Annotated in this window: 16 protein-coding genes; 4 read left to right on the forward strand and 12 right to left on the reverse strand. The window is 34.9% G+C overall.

All coding sequences use genetic code 11. The features are described from left to right. Positions 1–36: 36 nt before the first annotated feature. The 5 genes from EHC72_RS19385 to EHC72_RS19405 all read right to left on the reverse strand — a co-directional run bounded on the left by EHC72_RS19385 (position 37) and on the right by EHC72_RS19405 (position 4,738). On the reverse strand, positions 37–1,119 hold the full coding sequence (locus EHC72_RS19385; RefSeq protein WP_165585881.1) for a helix-turn-helix domain-containing protein: 1,083 nt from the start codon (positions 1,117–1,119) through the stop codon (positions 37–39). Positions 1,120–1,500: 381 nt separating this feature from the next. Then, positions 1,501–2,073 (reverse strand): hypothetical protein, encoded by a 573-nt coding sequence (locus EHC72_RS19390; RefSeq protein WP_131539370.1) that lies wholly within the window; start codon positions 2,071–2,073, stop codon positions 1,501–1,503. A 50-nt stretch (positions 2,074–2,123) separates the two neighbouring features. Next, complete coding sequence (locus EHC72_RS19395) at positions 2,124–3,329, reverse strand: DUF2252 domain-containing protein (protein ID WP_131539371.1); 1,206 nt, start codon at positions 3,327–3,329, stop codon at positions 2,124–2,126. A gap of 95 nt (positions 3,330–3,424) precedes the next feature. Continuing rightward, a complete protein-coding gene (locus tag EHC72_RS19400; protein ID WP_131539372.1) occupies positions 3,425–4,186 on the reverse strand; it encodes a DUF72 domain-containing protein in 762 nt (253 codons plus the stop codon). A gap of 99 nt (positions 4,187–4,285) precedes the next feature. Continuing rightward, entirely contained in the window at positions 4,286–4,738 is a 453-nt protein-coding gene (locus EHC72_RS19405; RefSeq protein ID WP_131539373.1) for a ferritin-like domain-containing protein, read from the reverse strand. 256 nt (positions 4,739–4,994) lie between these two features. Here EHC72_RS19405 and pta point away from each other — a divergent pair, with 256 nt between their 5' ends. Continuing rightward, positions 4,995–7,082, forward strand: coding sequence for a phosphate acetyltransferase (gene pta / locus EHC72_RS19410; RefSeq protein ID WP_131539374.1), 2,088 nt, complete (start codon positions 4,995–4,997; stop codon positions 7,080–7,082). A gap of 5 nt (positions 7,083–7,087) precedes the next feature. Next, positions 7,088–8,287 carry an acetate/propionate family kinase gene (locus tag EHC72_RS19415; protein ID WP_131539375.1) on the forward strand — a complete coding sequence of 400 codons (1,200 nt, stop codon included), beginning with the start codon at positions 7,088–7,090 and terminating at the stop codon, positions 8,285–8,287. Between the two features lie 67 nt (positions 8,288–8,354). On the opposite strand, the gene EHC72_RS19420 is transcribed toward EHC72_RS19415, so the two are convergent. After that, entirely contained in the window at positions 8,355–9,272 is a 918-nt protein-coding gene (locus tag EHC72_RS19420) for a bestrophin family protein (protein WP_131539376.1), read from the reverse strand. Positions 9,273–9,482: 210 nt separating this feature from the next. Here EHC72_RS19420 and EHC72_RS19425 point away from each other — a divergent pair, with 210 nt between their 5' ends. Continuing rightward, on the forward strand, positions 9,483–9,770 hold the full coding sequence (locus tag EHC72_RS19425; RefSeq protein ID WP_131539377.1) for a hypothetical protein: 288 nt from the start codon (positions 9,483–9,485) through the stop codon (positions 9,768–9,770). Between the two features lie 216 nt (positions 9,771–9,986). Beyond that, on the forward strand, positions 9,987–11,837 hold the full coding sequence (locus EHC72_RS19430) for a M61 family metallopeptidase (RefSeq protein WP_165585882.1): 1,851 nt from the start codon (positions 9,987–9,989) through the stop codon (positions 11,835–11,837). 63 nt (positions 11,838–11,900) lie between these two features. Here EHC72_RS19430 and EHC72_RS19435 read toward each other — a convergent pair whose 3' ends face one another. The 6 genes from EHC72_RS19435 to EHC72_RS22765 all read right to left on the reverse strand — a co-directional run. Beyond that, positions 11,901–12,281, reverse strand: a complete 381-nt coding sequence (locus tag EHC72_RS19435) for a hypothetical protein (RefSeq protein WP_131539379.1) — start codon at positions 12,279–12,281, stop codon at positions 11,901–11,903. A 136-nt stretch (positions 12,282–12,417) separates the two neighbouring features. Beyond that, positions 12,418–12,675 carry a helix-turn-helix domain-containing protein gene (locus EHC72_RS19440; RefSeq protein WP_131539380.1) on the reverse strand — a complete coding sequence of 86 codons (258 nt, stop codon included), beginning with the start codon at positions 12,673–12,675 and terminating at the stop codon, positions 12,418–12,420. Positions 12,676–12,775: 100 nt separating this feature from the next. Next, a complete protein-coding gene (locus EHC72_RS19445; protein ID WP_131539381.1) occupies positions 12,776–14,722 on the reverse strand; it encodes an OmpA family protein in 1,947 nt (648 codons plus the stop codon). Positions 14,723–14,755: 33 nt separating this feature from the next. Next, positions 14,756–15,721 carry a PorP/SprF family type IX secretion system membrane protein gene (locus EHC72_RS19450; RefSeq protein WP_131539382.1) on the reverse strand — a complete coding sequence of 322 codons (966 nt, stop codon included), beginning with the start codon at positions 15,719–15,721 and terminating at the stop codon, positions 14,756–14,758. A 122-nt stretch (positions 15,722–15,843) separates the two neighbouring features. Further along, positions 15,844–17,130, reverse strand: coding sequence for a gliding motility-associated C-terminal domain-containing protein (locus EHC72_RS19455; RefSeq protein WP_165585883.1), 1,287 nt, complete (start codon positions 17,128–17,130; stop codon positions 15,844–15,846). Between the two features lie 274 nt (positions 17,131–17,404). Further along, a partial coding sequence (locus tag EHC72_RS22765; protein WP_211660337.1) for a hypothetical protein occupies positions 17,405–18,651 on the reverse strand: 1,247 nt, incomplete at its 5' end.

Here is an 18,651-nt window from a genome sequence, read left to right on the forward strand (position 1 = left end):
TATAATGTATCGATTTCGTAAATCAGTACATCAAAATCATGCTGCCTTGTCCTTAAGTAACGATAGGTAAGCCGAAGGTGTAACATCCATCACTTTTTTAAAGGCAACAAAGAAAGTATTACGAGATGAAAAGCCCGCATCATTAGCAATTGCTTCCAAAGTAAACTGTTTCCAATCGCCAGTATCCAACCTATTTTTAATATAATTTATACGAAGGTTGTTTATGTAAGCATTAAAATTAAGTTTAAAATGGTTGTTAAAAAGATCTGAAAGTTTATGATTTGGGATCTCAATTAGTGATGCAAGCTCACTTAAAGTTAAGCCAGTTTTTTTAAAAATCTGATTGTTTATTATAAAAGTTTCTACTTGTTCTATTAACCCCGTATCTACTAATTTTGTTTTAATCTCATCCAAAGATGTTTTCGTTTTCGTTCCTCCATTTTCCACTTTCGCTATACTCAGATTAGCAATTTTATCTTGCGGAACAAAGCCGTAAAGGAACTCGGGATTTAAAAAGAAAAGCGCACTTAATATCAATAAAGCAAAGCATATTGCAAAAACCATTTTACTTGAATGGAGGATATCCCATGCCTTACCTAAATTTTGTAAAATGGTAAAATTTACCATCAACATACCCAGAAAAAGGAACCCACAGATGCTTGTAAACAGGTAAATCCATTTTACGGTACTCTTATTTTCAAGTTTTTTACGCTGCTTAAAAGTAAGTAGAAACTGCATAAAAGTATATGCACAGGCACTTAATGGAAAAGTAAACCAATGCCAGGTGCCTACTATATATTTATTATCGCTAAAAGCAAAATTAACATCAGCAACTATATGATCTACAATCTTTTGCTGCTCCACAACACTTGCAAAACTATAAGGAATTATAGAGATTATGCCTGGTATTATGATGAGGAAATGAAGTAAATCAATTGTCCTGAAAGTAGCATATTTAGAATCTAAAGAGCCTCTTATAAAAAGATAAAAACATGGCGCAATTAGGTAATATAACGGCAATCCCTTGTTATAAAGCCCAGGATAATCTTTTATATATCCTGAATTTGTGAGCATGTAAATTAGTGCGTACCAGATAATACCAGTAACTGAAATAGACATTAAAATGCTCAAATAAGGCTTTTTACGACCGTAAAAAAAGAGCTTAACAACAACCATGCACAATATGAAAATTGCGCCGATAACGGTGATAAATATGGGATGCAAAATAATAAGATATATTGGGATGATATATACCTCAAAATTACTGATAAAAAATACTTTCTACAGAATTTTATTTCTTTTTTTGACATTAATCAACTGAAAACGTGTAGCTAAAGTTGCTATTATCAGTCATACTTGTAATAAATTCTACTAAAAAAAAGTAAGTATAAATTACTTTTTCAATCTACGTCTAAAGCTTAATAAATATTAATTGTTCTTTAATTAGGTAGTAATCTAATCTTAATATAAAATAAAAAATATACAAAATTATCTTATATCTTACTTATTTATAACTTTTCCGCTTGCTTTATCAAACACTAAAAGTTTATTTAAGTTGCTATAAATTAAAGAAAGTGTAAGTTTACTATCTGTTTCGCTTACAAGTACAACATCTTTTGCATCTCGAATTTTAACCTCAGATTCATCATTAAGTAAATCAAAATCAGCACATTGAAATACCTGCTTTTCCAATAAACCCTTTTTCTCTATTATTTGCAATGTTGGGTAAGCCATTACACTATAACCTACAACCTGGGCTCTATAATTCTCATTTAAATCTTTATTTAGCTTTAAACCATAAGGTGTAGTAGAAAATATCAAGGCATAAAATGGAATTGCCATCGGCAAAATGCTCAATATTATGGCTAGTACCATTGCAACTAAAAGCAGTTTCGCCAAGATTTTTTTCCAGTATGAAATAATGACTGCAATGCTTAACCCAAGCCACAGCCAAAACAAAATAATATCGTTGTAATAGCCTTTTAAGCTTATTTTATAACAACAATAGGCTAAAATATCTGCTAAAAGAAGTAGACTAGTTATGAGATATAATTTTAAAAGCGTTTTTTTCATTCTGGTTATCCGATTAGCAAATCTAAGTCTTTAATTTCTAATTAAAACACCTACGTAGAATAGATTCCATCTTGGTATTCTTTTAAAAACACGGCATAATCGGTAAATACCAAACTTGCTTGTTCGGCGGCAATATCAACCAAATTTTGCTGCCAATCGCTATTTGAAGCAAATTTCATTAAGGCATCTTTCGTTGCCGATCCATCCATGCCCGCACTTCGCAACTGTGATGACGCCGTTAAAATGGCCATATCCCCTATTACCTGATAAATGTTGCGGTAATCTTCTTTAATTAACTTAAATCTAATCGTATCCTTTACCGGCTGAAGTTCCTGAATAACATAATCCTTTCCTCTAAATTTAGCTGTACTTAATAACGATGAGGAGACATGTTGCATGCGTTTTTGAACAGTAATAATCCTGTTTGCCTCGCTATCCCACTTTGGTTGCTTTGTTTTTATAAAAGGAATTAATGATGATGGATAAGCCTCCTTCATATCAAGAAGCAAGTATTCCTGTTTTAAACGTATGCTTTTAAGTAAAAAAAGGTACCTCTTTTGTCCAATACTTCCTGTTCCGGCAAGCCGATAAACTACGTCCTTTACCTTATAATTGTATGGACTATCGTTATTTTCTGCCAGCCAGGTAGTCATCATATTTTTAAGCTCTTCACGTTTTGTTTTTTTCAATTTAAAGTGCCGCTCATCCTTAATATCCAGCACAAGCTTACTTCCTTTTTTATAGGTCCTTTTCTTTAAAAGATTTGTATAACTACTTTTTTCGGCACTACTTAAAAAATCACGAACAATCCCTTTTGAAGTTCTGGGATCAAAATCTACTTCTTTTCCTGTATTTAGTGTCGTAGAATAATTCTTTACAAAAAGGAGAGCCATATTCATTGCTTGGTCAAAATCTATTTCGAGCGTTTGAAACGCAATAAAAATACTGGTTATCAGCCTTATAACCTCCCACAGCACAGGTGCTTTTACCGCTTCGTCAAAATCATTTAAATCGAAATAAACCAGTTTATTATTTCCCTTATAACTCCCAAAATTTTCTAAATGTAAGTCTCCAGAAATCCATCCAATTGGCGATTTCGGGAAGTTCTTAATTTTTGAAATTCGTTGATAAAATAAATGACAAGTACCACGATAAAAACGAAATGAATTCTCACTCATCGCTTCATATTTCAGCGGTAAAATTTCTTTTAAACGTAAAACGTTAAAGGCTTTGATGGCATCAGAAAGTTTCGACATATAAGGGCATTTTCACAACAACATGCATAAATCCTTAAAGTTTTAAAATATTCAAAACTTGCTTAAAATCTAATTACGGTATTCAAAAACAAGCCTTAAATTATATCCTTTACCATTCGGTGTAAAGTATTTAAATTGCCATAAGCATCACCCATCGTATTATTAAAATAAACAAATACCTGTTTTCCGCTATTTAACCATTCAGTAATATAGGTTGCATATTCATGAAGAATATCATCAGCATAACTTCCTCTATAATTTCCAGAGGGACCGTGAAATCTTAGATAAACAAAATCTGCATTGATATCTTGCATCGGGGTACTGACTGTTCCTTTATCGTGCAAAACCAAAGCAAATTTATAATTTTCAAGCAGTTCATAAATTGGATCAACATAAAGCGAAGAATGTCGAAACTCCAATGCAATTTTCCATTCCATTTTAAGGTCGTTTTCCCTTATTTTAGCCATTAATTGTTCCAATTGATTGATTTGACCAATCCTAATGCTTGGCGGAAACTGAACAAGTAAACATCCTTTTTTATCTTCTGCCTGCGAAATTGATTGCATAAACTGAACTACATCATCTGGATTAAAAGCTAAATCGCGATTATGGGTAATACCTTTGAACAACTTAAAGGTAAAACGGAATTTTTCGGGCACATCTGCCGCCCATTTTTTAACAGTTGAAGATTGCGGAATTTTATAAAAGGAACTGTTAATCTCAATAGAATTCATTAACGAAGCATAGTAACAAAGCCTTGATTTTTCTTTAAATTCTTCAGGGTAAAACTGCTTATTTGGAACAGGTAATAATAAACCGCTGGTACCAGAATAATATTGATTGAGTTGTATATCCATTTAATATTAGCGAGAACAAAGGAAATATTTGACAAACGGCTATAAAGAAGTGCAATAAAATACTATAAAATAACCCCGTTATTTCACGGGGTTATTTTATTATTTACGAGATTGAGCCAGAGATTTAATTTCTGTCAACGCATTTTGAATTCCATCGCGTTGTTTATTTAACAAATCAAGATGATCTGCATGTGTTTTTGGGTCTTTCAAAACAGAATCATATTTTTCAATAGCTGCTGTTTCTCCTGTTTCAATAGCACCAAGAATCGCTGCATCTTCTTTGCTACTTAAAGCTTCTTTTACATCTATCCAAGCTCTATGTAAAACACCTAAAAGACCGCCATCTTCATTTTCAGATTCTGCGCCATGACTTACTAAATGTGCCTTTAGCTCCAATTCATAAGCTTTACGCTCAGCAGCATACTTTAAAAAAATTGCTTTTAGTTCAAGGCTATCTGTTGCTTCACTTGCAGATTGATAACCTTCTTTACCATCATTTACGATAGATATTAAACCTTTAAGGTCTGAGATTATTTCATTATTATTTTCCATAGTATCAATTAATTTAATACTTAACTCATTTAACCACCTAAAAGTTTCGATTAAATGGTTTTAATTTTGCCTCTTATAGTTTATACTGCACTTCAAATTATCTTTCCTCATTCACCTCAATTTTCTTACTTAAACCCATTTACATTTATTTAATTTTTACTTTTAAAACAGCTTTTTCAAATTGTTTAAATCTTTAAATTAAATTTTTCCAACTATATTGGGAGCAATTCCTTTATCTTATAATAGTAGCCTTTTTATGACGAAAAACATCTTTATTGCCTCAGCCGAACCACATGCAGGAAAATCGGTAATAGCATTTGGATTGATCAATATGCTCCTGACCAAAACCCAGAAAGTGGGTTATTTTAAACCCATAATTGCACAAGATGATCCAACCCGAAAGGACGAGCATGTACAAGCAATGCTTGATTACTTTTCGTTACCAATGCAGTACGAAGATGCATTTGCCTACACTAGACAGGATATGTTGCAGCAAGCCGAAAATAGTGGCGATATTATCAATACTATAATCAGCAAGTACAAAAAGCTTGAAGATAATTACGATTTTACAGTTATAGAAGGTAGTGATTTTCAGGGCGAAGGAATGGCTTTTGAGTTTGAATCCAATGCTTTAATGGCCAGAAACTTGGGTGCACCAGTTTTAATCGTCGTTTCAGGCAAAAATAAAACTGCTAGTCAGCTTTTTAAAACAGCTATTAATATTTACCGCAACTTTTTACTTCGCGATGTGCAGGTATTGGGCGTTGTGGCAAACATGGTTAATCCTGATGAGGCCGAAAGGATTAAGCAAGCTTTAACCAATCAATTGCCCGCAGAATTATTGATATCTGTGATCCCTATTGAAAATGGATTACAAAGCCCTACTATGAAAGAAATTACCGATGCATTGGGTGCTGAAGTTCTTTTTGGTGGCGATTTGCTAGATAATCAGGTAGATAATTTTGTAACAGGTGCAATGATGTTGCCCAACTTTTTAAGGCACATTAAAGATAATTTACTTATTGTAACGCCAGGTGATAGAGGTGATATTATTATAGGATCTTTACAGGCAAACCTATCCGCAAACTACCCTAAAATTGCAGGTATTGTTTTAACTGCAGGGAGTTTGCCTGATGAACCCATGATTAAATTAATTGAGGGTTTGCAAACCATAATTCCTATAATTTCAGTACAAAGAGGCACTTTTGAAACCACCACAGCCATTGGTGCAATTCATTCTAAAATTACAATCGATAACAAAAAGAAAATCATGCTGGCAATAGATCTCTTTGAAAAATATGTAGATCGTAATGCTTTAGATGATAAAATAGTAACCTTCAATTATGAAGGAATTACACCTCATATGTTTCAATATCAATTGATAAAATGGGCAAAAAGTCAGAAAAAACATATTGTTTTACCAGAGGGAAATGACGATAGAATTTTAAAGGCTGTAGAGAAACTAGTTGCTCAGGATATTGTTGAAATTACCTTACTCGGCGATCCTACAGAAATTGCAGGGAACATTAAAAGGTTGGGTTTAAATTTAGATCCAGCCGCAATTCATATCCATAACCCGGCCCATTCCGAACACTATGATAGTTATGTAGAAACCCTGCACGAATTACGTAAGGCGAAAAATGTTAACCATGAAATGGCTAAAGATATGATGACGGATGTATCCTATTTTGGTACCATGATGGTTTATAAAGGCGATGCCGACGGAATGGTTTCTGGTGCTGTACACACAACACAGCATACGATTAGACCGGCACTCCAGTTTGTAAAAACCAAACCAGGTGTTTCTGTTGTTTCATCAATCTTTTTTATGTGTTTGCCAGAGCGTGTAGCCATATTTGGCGATTGTGCCGTAAATCCCAATCCTACAGCAGAACAATTGGCTGAAATTGCAATTTCATCAGCAGAAAGTAGTGCAAAGTTTGGCATAGAACCAAGAATCGCTATGCTTTCTTATTCCTCAGGAACATCAGGAGAAGGTGCCGATGTAGAACGTGTTCGTGAAGCAACTGCAATTGTAAGAGCAAGGCATCCCGAATTAAAAATTGAAGGTCCAATCCAATACGATGCGGCTGTAGATCCACTTGTTGGTCGCCAAAAACTTCCTGATTCTAATGTTGCCGGAAGAGCAAGTGTACTTATTTTTCCTGATCTAAATACTGGAAATAATACCTACAAGGCCGTCCAAAGAGAAACCGGTGCTTTAGCCATTGGTCCAATGCTGCAAGGACTTAACAAACCAATTAACGATTTAAGCCGTGGCTGCACGGTTGATGATATTTTTAATACAGTAGTAATTACGGCAATTCAATGCCAGGAAAAATAGATCTCATGAATATTTTAGTTATAAATTCAGGAAGCAGTTCCCTTAAATATCAACTGTTCAAAATGCCAGAGAAAACACCAATTTGCTACGGCCTAGTGGAGCGTATTGGTATTCAAGGTTCTTTTGTAAAACATACTTTTTTTAAACAAAATCAAAAACATACAGTAGAAAATGTAGGCTTTATTTCTAACCATGGTGAAGCACTAAAACAGGTTTTAGCATTATTGAGTGATGGTGAAAATGCAGTGATTACAAGCCCTGATGATATTAATGCCGTTGGACATCGTGTGGTGCATGGTGGAGAAAAATTTGCCGGTCCGGCATTAGTAACGGTTGAGGTTAAGCAACTAATTAAAAAACTTTTTTCTTTGGCCCCTCTTCATAATCCTGTAAATTATAAATGCATTGAAGTTGCTGAAGAAACTTTTCCAAATGCCAAACAAATAGCTGTTTTTGATACCGCTTTTCATCAAAGTATCCCTGAAGAAGCCTACCGTTATGCTATTCCAGAATGGTATTACAAAGAACATGGTATTCGTGCTTATGGCTTTCACGGCACCAGCCATAAATATGTAAGTGAACAAGCTATAGGATATTTAAACAAAGAAAATTCGAAAATTATAAGTGTCCATTTAGGCAATGGTTGTAGTATTACGGCAATAAAAAATGGTAAATCAATCGATACCAGCATGGGTTTTGGGCCTTTAAGTGGCTTAATGATGGGAACACGATCTGGCGATATTGATCCATCCGTTATTTTCCAGCTAATGGAACATTCTGGTTATACCTTGGATCAATTAAGTAATTTATTGAATAAGCAATCAGGTTTGCTCGGCGTTGGCGGCTCAAGTGATATGCGTGATATTAGAAAATTAGCTACAGAAAATTCTGAAGCTGCTCAATTGGCATTAAAACTATATGCATATAGAATTAAAAAATTTATTGGTGCCTATGTTGCCATCTTAAACGGAGTTGATGCCATTATTTTTACTGCTGGAGTTGGAGAAAATGATTTAGAAATGCGTAAAGCCGTTTGCCAGGATTTAAATTACTTAGGTATTGAGTTAGATTCTTCTAAAAACAATAAATATAATGGTGAAATATTAGATATAAGTACAAACTCATCTCCCGTTAAAATATTTGTAATTCCTACAAATGAAGAATATGAAATTGCCAATCAGTGTTTTACACTCTTAAAAAAATAGATTTATTTCAATTAAGACTTTGATAGGCAAATAATTACCCTATTAAAGTCTTATTTTTGATATACAATTAATCTACTAAATAACCTATCTGCTCAGGATAACTCGGCAAAGGCTGTTCTGCCATTTCCAAAAGAGTTGATTCAATCATATGACACATAGAATTTAGCGCTAAATCATTAGCTTCAGTTCCAAAAGGTTCCTCTATTTCATCTGCAATAGCTTCAAAAGCTACAAAAGTATAAGCTATAAAAACTACAATTAAAGGAGTTAACCATCCCAAACTATCAACCAATCCAAAAGGAAGCAAAAAACAATACAAGTAAACTGTTCTGTGCAGCAATACTCTATAACTATAAGGAATTGGAGTTGAAGCAATTCTCTCGCATCCACCTACAATATCCGAAAGTTTATTAAAATTATCTTCAAATGCCACCTGAATAATAGAATCTATCTTACCCTGAACTTTAGCTTCTTGCACCCAATGGCCCATTTTTTTCAACAAAATAATAGGTTTATATTTAGCTGGTAAAACCTCAGCCACTAACTCTGCTGATAATCGCCTTTCCAAATCTGATTTAGCATCCGTACCACGTAATTGATGTTTTAAAGCATAAGTAAAAGCGATTAACAAATTGACAAAACTACTTAATTTCTGATCCTCAGCAAGATACCCAGTTGTAGTTAATGCCTGGCGAGCTAATGAGCGTGTATCGTTTAACAATGCACCCCATAATTTTCTTCCCTCCCAAAATCTTTCATAGCTGGCATTATTTCTGAAACCCAAAAAAAGTGCTAAAGCTATACCAAAAAGTGTAAATGGAGCAGGATTGAGTGGTATTTTAAAGGTAAAAACCGAACCATGTAAATAAACAACCCCCAAGGCAAATATAAAAAGTAAAGCCAAGCGTGGTAATAACTTTGGAAGTACAGAACCATGCCATACAAAAAGTAATCGAAACCAGTTTTCTCTTTTCCTGATAATCATTCTCAAATATCCGGATTATTTTTCAATGGGCAATAAGATACCGCACACATTACCTAAAAGGCAACCGCAACAACAAATTGTACATTAAGATAACATCAATGCATCAATAAAACACAAAAAATAACACGTAAATATTATTAATAAATTTACTTATTTATAATACATAAACATAATAAAAACTATATTTGAAGAAAAAAACATCCCGCTTTTATGCTGATAGAAAACGAAGCTAATAATTATGTGTTTGCTGTAGGTAAACGATTTGAAGCACTATTTATGGAATTAAAATGGAAGGTATACTTCGGCGTAGACAATACCATTATTTTTTTTATACCAGCAGACTATCATTTTAATTACACTGAAAAATCATTTGCACAATTTATTAATGATACTCTACACGATTTCGACCTCGATATTAAAGAGGCGTACATCAATTATCTCGTTTTTCAGAAATTGGAATGTATTTGTAATATTAAGATGCTCCCGCCTGGAAAATAAAACATTCTAAATATTTCATTGTTCAAAAAACATACTGATTACTAACTAATTATAGTATCTTTAACATCTTAAAGATAATTCCGCAGATCCCAACAAGTTAATATCATCGCCTTCTCCCTCTTTTACAAAGATAATTGTTTTTAACAATGTAACATTTATATTATAAAATACTCATAGTATTGAATTTAAATGAGATACCATTTATTAGAATTAATTATGAAAAAATTTATAATCCACTTTTTTGTATTTATTGGAGCCAGTTCAGCCCTTGCGCAGAACAGTTATAAATACAGTCTTAACTTGAAGAATGTTAAGCATGATAAATTGGAGGTAACTCTCTACACCCCGAAAATAAAAACTGATGAAGTGGCTTTTCATCTTCCAAAAATGGTACCTGGCACTTATGCTATTTATGATTTTGGCAGGTATGTTTCCAATTTTAAAGCTTATGATAAGAATGGAAATGCATTAAAGGTCAATCATGAAAACTTGAATTCATGGAAAATTTCTAACGCAAAAAATCTTACTAAAGTTACTTATCTTGTTGATGATAGTTGGGATAGTCCTGAGATCACAGGACCAGAAATTTTTCAACCTGTAGGAACAAATATCAATGAAGATAAAATGTTTCTTATTAACAATTTTGGTTTCTTCGGGTATTTTGATGGAAAAAAAAGTCTTCCATTTGAAGTTACAATCACTAAACCTGCAGATTTTTATGGATCTACTTCTCTTGAAGCAAAACACCTAAATAACACAACAGATAAGTACCTAGTACCAGATTACTATAGCCTTGCTGATGCACCCATAATGTATAATAAACCCGATACCACTATTTTAAATATCGGCGGTGCTAAAATTCTGATTTCACTCTATTCCCCTAATCATAAAGGTACATCAGGAGACATTGCCAAAGAACTGAAAAGTATGCTAGAGGCGCAAAAGGAATATTTAGGTGGCAAATTACCTGTAGCTAAGTATGCTTTTATTATAAGTTTAAGCGACAATCCAAAATTAGCTAGTTATGGTGCCCTAGAGCATTCTTATTCTTCATTTTATGTACTACCAGAAAATTTTACACCAACAAGGCTTGCTCAAAGTGTTAGAGAAACAGGATCGCATGAATTTTTCCATATTATAACGCCTTTAAATATACATAGTGAGGAGATTGGAAATTTTGACTTTGACCATCCTAAAATGTCAGCCCATTTATGGTTATACGAGGGTTTAACAGAATACGCTGCAAACCATATGCAGGTAAAATATGGTTTGATAAGTTTTAAAGATTACTTGAAAAAGCAGGAAGACAAATTAAATAATTCAACAACATATAATGATACTTTAGCCTTTACTACAATGTCTAAAGGTGTATTAGATACCTATCACAATCAAAACGGTAATGTTTATGAAAAAGGTGCATTGATTGGGCTTTGTCTCGACATTAAATTACGACAGTTATCTAATGGAAAATATGGTACGCAAAACATGATGCAAGATTTAGCTAAAACTTACGGAAAAACAAAATCTTTTAAAGATGATGAATTATTTGCAACTATTACTAAGCTAACTTATCCTGAAATTGGAACATTTTTAAATACTTATGTGGGTGGAAATAAAAAGCTTCCTTATAAAGAAATTTTTGCCTCAATTGGAATTAATTATCAAGATACCGCAACTATTAGAATGGCTAATACTGGAGGTCCAAAGCTTGCATATGATCCCGTTACCAAAAATTTATTCGTTGCCGATACGACTATGAATAGTTATGGTAAAAAATTGGGAATTCAAAAAGGTGATCAGATATTAGCAGTTAATGGCTATAAACTACCTGAAATTTCTAAAGTACAACAGTTTTTAGATAGCCTAAGACAGAGCATTAAACCTGGAGAGATGTTTAGCTTACTTGTTTCTAGAAAAGATAGCAACGGAAATCCTTCTGAAATAAAGCTAACTCAACCAGCAGAATTTTTGGATGTAAAGCGTTTTAATGTTTTAAAAGAATTTGAAGTAATAACTGATGAGCAGAGAAAGTTGAGGGACGCTTGGTTGAACACAAAGACAAACTAGTTTGTAAGTAAAAATCAAAACAATGTGGTTTCTATTAGAAATCACATTGTTATAAGTAGCCCTTTAGAAAGTACATCCTTTTTCAGATGTTTTATCGGCTATCAAAATTTTAATACCATCTTTTTTACCATCGCATATTGTAAATTCTTTATCAATATCTGAGGCGTAATGATACTCAATATAAAAAACTTTGCCTGGAATCCTAAATTCTTTAGGAACATTTACAATACCTGCTTGATAAGTAACTGTCTGATCTGAATTATTTTTTATCTCTGTAGCATCCGTGTTAGGTTGGTCAAAACTTACTAAAACGGCGTCCTGATCTGTGCAATAATTGGAAATATAGCTAACTTTGTAACATCTTTTCTGAAGAATATCCTTTTCACAAGAAAGAAACAAAAGACATACTATTAACAAAATTAAAAAGGGATTCTTTTTTTTCATTAAATTTTATTTTAGAAATTTTTTCTATCAAACTTTATTGGCAATAACATTCACATAAAATCAGCTCAATCACAATTTGATCCGGCGAAAAACACAGTTATAGAAAGATTAATTTATAATCTAATTAGCCTAGGTTTTAGATATTATTTTTAACCTGTTCGTAAAGCATTTCATGTTTCTCAAATAAATTTGTATAAATATGTTTTAAGTGCTCGTTTTCCTTTTTTAACTGAGCATACTCAATTGCCAAATAACCATAGCGAGTTTGCCAGCGGTGAAAAGTTGCGGGACTAAGCTGATGTTCCTTGCAAATTTCTGCAATTTTTACCCCTTCAGATCTTTTCATTAACACCTTAACAATTTCTAATATGCTCGTTCTCTCACTATATTCCATACTGCAATAATATTTTATAACACATGCAGAAATTACCTTTAGATTGTACGATATCCTTAAGTTATTTCTGCATGGTTATTTTATTTATCTGGAAAAGCCTTTATTGCTTTACAATTTTAAGTTCTGTCCTTCTGTTTAACTGATGCTCCTGATCCGTGCATTCCACTCCTTTACTGCATTTATTTAAAAGTCTGGTTCCACCATATCCTTTTGCCTCAATCCGGTTCTTATCAATGCCCCGTAAAACAATGTATTCGACAGCAGATTCTGCTCTTTTTTGGGATAAACTAAGGTTATAATCGTCTTTTCCTCGGCTATCTGTATGAGAACCAATTTCAATCCAGACCGTTGGATTTTCTTTCATCACTTTTACAAGTTTATCCAGCTCAACAACGGCATCTGCACGGATAGTCCATTTATCAAAATCATAATAAATATTCTCTAAACGAATTGCTTTATTGATTTCTATCGCTTCAAGTGTTAGGTTTTGATTAACCACTGATGAAACTCCTAGTCCAATGGTAGCAAGGTTTTCGGTATCTTTGCGGTAGCCGGTTTTCTCTGCACTTACATTGTATTCCGATTCTTTATCCAGATTAAAACCATACTCACCGTTATCATCACTTTCTACTTTTAAACTGCCTCCATTTACTTTAGAAAGATTTACAATAGCACCTGATAATGGCTGCCCTGTTTTCCTATCGTAAATGCGGCCCGTTAACCTGAAGGCTAAAATGCTTTTCTGGTCTATGGCATAGATATCATCTCCGCCTAATCCCCCATCACGATTGGAAGATAGGTAGCCTGTACCTCCCTTTTCTGTTAAACTAAAGGCAAAATCATCCTGAGGTGAGTTAAATGGATAGCCCATATTTTCAATGTGCCCAATTCCCCCTCCAATTCTTAATGCCCGAAAAACATCCAAACCGCCCATCCCTACTCTGCCATCAGTGGAAAAGTAAAAATTATTGTTCGAATCGAACATTGGGCTGCGTTCATTTCCTGCTGTATTAACATCCTTTAGGTTTTGAGGCAAACCCCATTCTCCATCATCAGTTTTCAAACAAACATATAAATCTGTCCCTCCTTTTCCCCCAGGCATATTGGAAGCGAAATATAAACTGTTCCCATCTGCAGAGATAAAAGGATCTCCAATGGAATATTCTTGTGCTTTATTATATTTAAAGGAAATAGGTGCATTCCTAACACCATCAGCGTTTTCAGTACTGCTCCAGACCTCAACATTAATCGTAGCGGGATCTATTTTAACTTTTTCTACTGGATCGGGAATTCGTGTAAGGGTAAAGTACATCGTCTTGCCATCGGCTGTAAAACTAGCACTGCCTACATGGTAATTAGTGCCACTTTGGAAAGGAAATAGTTTGATACTGTCGCTATTTGCCGCCTTACTATATAACTTTAAATACCCTCCACCACTTCCTCCGTCTTTCTTTTCATCGGGAAGTTTAGCCGCATCAAATTTAAAAAAAGGCTTATTTATCTCTATATTTTTATTAGGACGGGAAGAGGTAAAAACCACTCCGCCTTGATAATTTACTCCACCCCAATCGGCTTGAGCACTATTTAATGCTTTACAATTTGTGAGTTGCACTGGCTTAGGATTTTTCATCCATTTTAAAGCTGAATCGCAAGACAAAAGCCAAACGTTACGCTGACTTTCAGTAACTTCCTTGTTTTTATCGATATAACTTAAGTATTCAACCTTAGCCTCCCTGTATTTCGAATTGCTTTGTAACGCCCGTGCATAATTCAATATATTAATATCCTTGCTCCCCGGTTTTTTAACTGCTTGAGCATACCAGCTTTCAGCCTGTTTGTAATTGCCTAACTGAAGGTAGGCATAAGCCAAACGCTCGGCACTGTGAAGGCTTTCCTTCTTTTTCCAAGCCTGCTCATATAAGTCTATGGCCTTGCTATAGTTAAACAGATCGTATTGGTGATCGGCTTCCTTGGTGATAAATTGTCCCCTTGCACTTAGAGAAACCGATAGAATGAACAGGACCAGGAATAGTTTATTATTTCCCATTATTAAGTTTGTATGAGTTCGTTTTGAATTTATTTAAAACACCCTTGGGGTGGCCATTCTGAAATTTTGTTTGGTAAACAGGAAACCCACTGAGATTTCATGTGTGCTACCCGCATACCCTTGTAAAGGACCTACAGGAAAATCATAAGCATAACCAATGCGTAAGTTATCGTTCACAAAAAACTGTACGGCACCTACAGCGGCATTCAGACTGCTTAAATCTTTTTGCAAATGGTTTTTGCTATATAATTTTACCCCGGTACGGTAAGAACCTCCAACCCATAGCTTTTCACCTAAAATCAAAAAAGCATTAACATCCAAACTCGTTGGGCCACCTCGGTCATCCTTTAACAGAAACGAAGGTTTTATCTGTACATCTTCATTAATAGGCAACAGCATTCCTGCTGTAAGGTAATAATGCGGCTTTGGTTGCGCAATAAAGGCATAACGGTCAATATTGATATATTGAGCAACTAGATTATCGGCAGAAAACCCTGCATAAAAACGGTCGTTGGCAAAGTAAACCCCTGCCCTTGCATCAGGTACAATTGCACTTTGAATACCCGAAGGCTGCTGACCTTCAAAATCGTTCGGGTTAAGCATGGAGCCATCAATACCTAATTGTACAGCTCCTATGCCTACTCCGAAAGCCAGCCTTGAAGAGCCGTCCTGGTTCATCGGGATGCGATAAGCGTAATTGGCATATGCAGCCAGATTCCGTTGAGCGCCAATTTTATCACTTGAAATTTGTAAGGCTAAACCAACATTCCCTCCATTTGCAATCGCATCTACTGCGATAGACATCGTTTTGGGTGCCCCAGGAATTCCTGTCCACTGATTGCGGTAAAAGGCATGTACATTCAGCTGTTCTTTATAACCCGCATAACCTGGGTTTATGTAAATCCCGTTAAACATATACTGACTAAACTGGGCATCTTGCTGACCTTGTGCCAGCAACCCACTTAAGATGAGTATTGTTATTATTAATGTTTTTTTCATTTCTTTTAATTTTGAATGAGTGTGGCTTTAATGCTTGAATGATCCAAAATCTGCCCATCCATTCATCTCAATTCCTCTCCAACTTCATTATTTGTTTCTTCAGGCATTATCCAATTCAATTCTTATTTCTTAAAGGCACGGATTAAAGTGATGAAACCCTTAAATACCTCCCAATCCGAACTGGCACTTTCTTTTACCCGTAATACATAAAAATAGGTACCCTCATTCAGCCCTTCGCCCGTCCAGTTGTTCTGGTAGTCTTTTGTTCTGAATACCTCATTACCGTTCCTGTTTACAATCACCAACTCGTTTTCTGCAAATAGTTCTACCCCCCTGATTTCGAAAGCATCATTTGTACCATCACCATTCGGGGTAAACAAATTCGGAACAACAAGTAAGGAACCTGTAGTGGCTAGCTTGGTGAAATAACCGCCATTAGCAGTCATATCTGCTATAATAGCCACATCATTCCGCGTATGAACACCAGCAGATGGATTCGTACCTTTCAATATTGCCCACTTATCTGTATTCACATACCTGGCTATGGCTGCATTTGCATCTTTAAACAAACTCCCGTTGCTACTGTTATTGTGCTGCAAAATCATGTTCACCTTTATACTTGGAGTTCCGTAAATATGCCACACTCTGTTCATCCCCAAAACCGGGTTTTTGATCGCTTTGTCTGCACCAACGAAATCCTGTACGCTTACAAATAATTTACCTGCCGATGATGGCGTTAGGGTTGCGGGTGTATAGTCATCTTCAGCTATCCCTACTGGGAACACAAAACCATCGCTGCCTGCATAATCCTTAATTACATGCCCAAGAATACTATTGCCTGTAACCACCATTCTGTTCCGGTTATAGTTGGTAATTTTACCTGCACTATTAAACGCGAGGTTTTGGCTGTTTAAAATAATATTGGCATGATCGACAGCCAAATTTAAAGTACCTCCTATATTCAGCTGCGCTGCTGCTGCACCAGAAGGATTTGCCGTAGCATATCCAGGGTCGGTTACATCGGCAAGCATAATATTATTTGAATTTTGATGCTCGACCAGAAGGTTGATGAAATTACCGTTGTTGCCATCTATAACTGTTGCCCCAGAACCCATTTCTGGATAATAGGGATTTTTGCCCGGGTTATAAATCACTATTTTACCTGTACCACTGAAAGTAGCACCCGGCGCAATCCATACATTTTTACTGTAAATCTCCAGAGTTCCATTAATCTCCCAATTTGCTTGTGGGCCAAAATAACTTCCCTCAGAAAACCGACTCTCCGTTGAACCACTCGCAACTAACACGGCACTGTTATCAACCGTCATACTTCCCTTACCACTCTGGGCATTTGCTGTAATAGTGAACAGCATTAATGGAAGTAATATTCTATATATATATGTGTTCATTCTCATTCTTTTAAAGTCATTAAAAAATAGCTTCATTAATCTTTTTAATTTAGCCTTAATGTTAAGGCTATCATCATATGATCTCTAGATTGTTCTATAATCTTTCTTAATAATAAATTCAGAATACATGATTATAAATTATTTAGAGTTAACCGATTTCTTTTTCAATTATTAATTAATGCCTTATTAATCAAGATTATTTTTGGAGAAATAGCTATCATAACTAGATATATTTCGACTTTTTGAAATTTACAGTTATGATAGCTTTAAGGTATTATTTAACAACAAATACAATATTGACAAATGAAGTGGCTGTTGCAGCTTTTTTAACGGTATAATTCAGTTTTCCGTCAGCTGTAACCGAAGTCACCGTAATTACCTCACTATCAAAATAGGTTATAAAATAATCCAAATCTCTTACGTTTGGTATATTTGGTATACTAGCTACGTTACCAGTGCTGTTTTGAACACCTGGAATGTTAGTAAATTGTTTTATATATTCAGCATATAAATCTACAGCCTTAGTTGCTCCGCCAGATACATCTGTACTTAATAACATAGATGGCATATAAAAGAATTTTGGCATTGCTGCTTTGGCAAAAGCAATACTACCACTTGCACCAACCACAGGAACCATTCCTGCATTACTCGCATCGGCCTTCAGTTTATCCAAGGTAATCGTATTATCTGCAATCTGATTCGCAGTAATCGATTTCGGTGCAATGCTTAATTTTGCTGCGGCAAGTACTGAACTGCTTAATCCTGTTTTATCATTTACCAAAATGATACCGTCAGTGTTAATATCACCCTTATCTATTAGTGTGCCTGATGCTTTAGGATCTACATAAGTAATCGTTCTGCTTGCACCAACCATAGGAATCATGCCTGCGGCGGCTCCAGCATCAACCTTGATCTTATCTGAGGTAATTGTGTTATCTGCAATCTGATTCGCAGTAATCGATTTCGGTGCAATGCTTAAACTTGCTGCGGCAAGTACTGAACTACTTAAACCATTTACGCCATTTACTAAAATGATACCGTCAGTGTTAATATCGCTCTTATTTATTAGTGTGCCTGATGCTTTGGGATCTACATAAGTAATCGTTCTGCTTGCACCAACGATTGGAATCATGCCTATAGCTGCATCAGCATCAACTTTGATCTTATCTGAAGTAATCGAGTTTTTAGCAATGGTTAAAGTTGTCGTTTCCAATACTGGATTTCCAGGCATTCCAAAGTTTACCACGATAATACCATCGGTAACAATTGATTTCCCAGCGATCTTATCTGAGGTAATCGTATTATCTGCAATCTGATTTGCAGTGATTGATTTCGGTGCAATGCTTAATTTCGCATTAACTAAAACTGAACTGCTTAGTCCACTTAATCCATTCACCAATACTATACCATCGGTACTAATGTCTTTCTTATCTATTAATGTGTTTGATGTTGTTTTAGGATCTACATAAGTAATCGTGCCACTTGCGCCAACGATTGGAATCATGCCTGTGACTGCTCCTG

The sequence above is a fragment of the Pedobacter nototheniae genome, assembly GCF_004335085.1.
In the GTDB taxonomy this organism is placed as follows: Bacteria; Bacteroidota; Bacteroidia; order Sphingobacteriales; family Sphingobacteriaceae; genus Pedobacter; species Pedobacter nototheniae.

Bases quoted from the DNA above. Each gene is read 5' to 3' on its own strand.
- EHC72_RS19400 (WP_131539372.1), bottom strand. From the start codon at position 4,186: ATGGATATACAACTCAATCAATATTATTCTGGTACCAGCGGTTTATTA.
- EHC72_RS19420 (WP_131539376.1), bottom strand. From the start codon at position 9,272: ATGATTATCAGGAAAAGAGAAAACTGGTTTCGATTACTTTTTGTATGG.
- pta (WP_131539374.1), top strand. From the start codon at position 4,995: ATGACGAAAAACATCTTTATTGCCTCAGCCGAACCACATGCAGGAAAA.
- EHC72_RS19405 (WP_131539373.1), bottom strand. From the start codon at position 4,738: ATGGAAAATAATAATGAAATAATCTCAGACCTTAAAGGTTTAATATCT.
- EHC72_RS19430 (WP_165585882.1), top strand. From the start codon at position 9,987: ATGAAAAAATTTATAATCCACTTTTTTGTATTTATTGGAGCCAGTTCA.
- EHC72_RS19425 (WP_131539377.1), top strand. From the start codon at position 9,483: ATGCTGATAGAAAACGAAGCTAATAATTATGTGTTTGCTGTAGGTAAA.
- EHC72_RS19450 (WP_131539382.1), bottom strand. From the start codon at position 15,721: ATGAAAAAAACATTAATAATAACAATACTCATCTTAAGTGGGTTGCTG.
- EHC72_RS19390 (WP_131539370.1), bottom strand. From the start codon at position 2,073: ATGAAAAAAACGCTTTTAAAATTATATCTCATAACTAGTCTACTTCTT.
- EHC72_RS19385 (WP_165585881.1), bottom strand. From the start codon at position 1,119: ATGTCTATTTCAGTTACTGGTATTATCTGGTACGCACTAATTTACATG.
- EHC72_RS19455 (WP_165585883.1), bottom strand. From the start codon at position 17,130: ATGAACACATATATATATAGAATATTACTTCCATTAATGCTGTTCACT.
- EHC72_RS19415 (WP_131539375.1), top strand. From the start codon at position 7,088: ATGAATATTTTAGTTATAAATTCAGGAAGCAGTTCCCTTAAATATCAA.
- EHC72_RS19435 (WP_131539379.1), bottom strand. From the start codon at position 12,281: ATGAAAAAAAAGAATCCCTTTTTAATTTTGTTAATAGTATGTCTTTTG.
- EHC72_RS19440 (WP_131539380.1), bottom strand. From the start codon at position 12,675: ATGGAATATAGTGAGAGAACGAGCATATTAGAAATTGTTAAGGTGTTA.
- EHC72_RS19395 (WP_131539371.1), bottom strand. From the start codon at position 3,329: ATGTCGAAACTTTCTGATGCCATCAAAGCCTTTAACGTTTTACGTTTA.
- EHC72_RS19445 (WP_131539381.1), bottom strand. From the start codon at position 14,722: ATGGGAAATAATAAACTATTCCTGGTCCTGTTCATTCTATCGGTTTCT.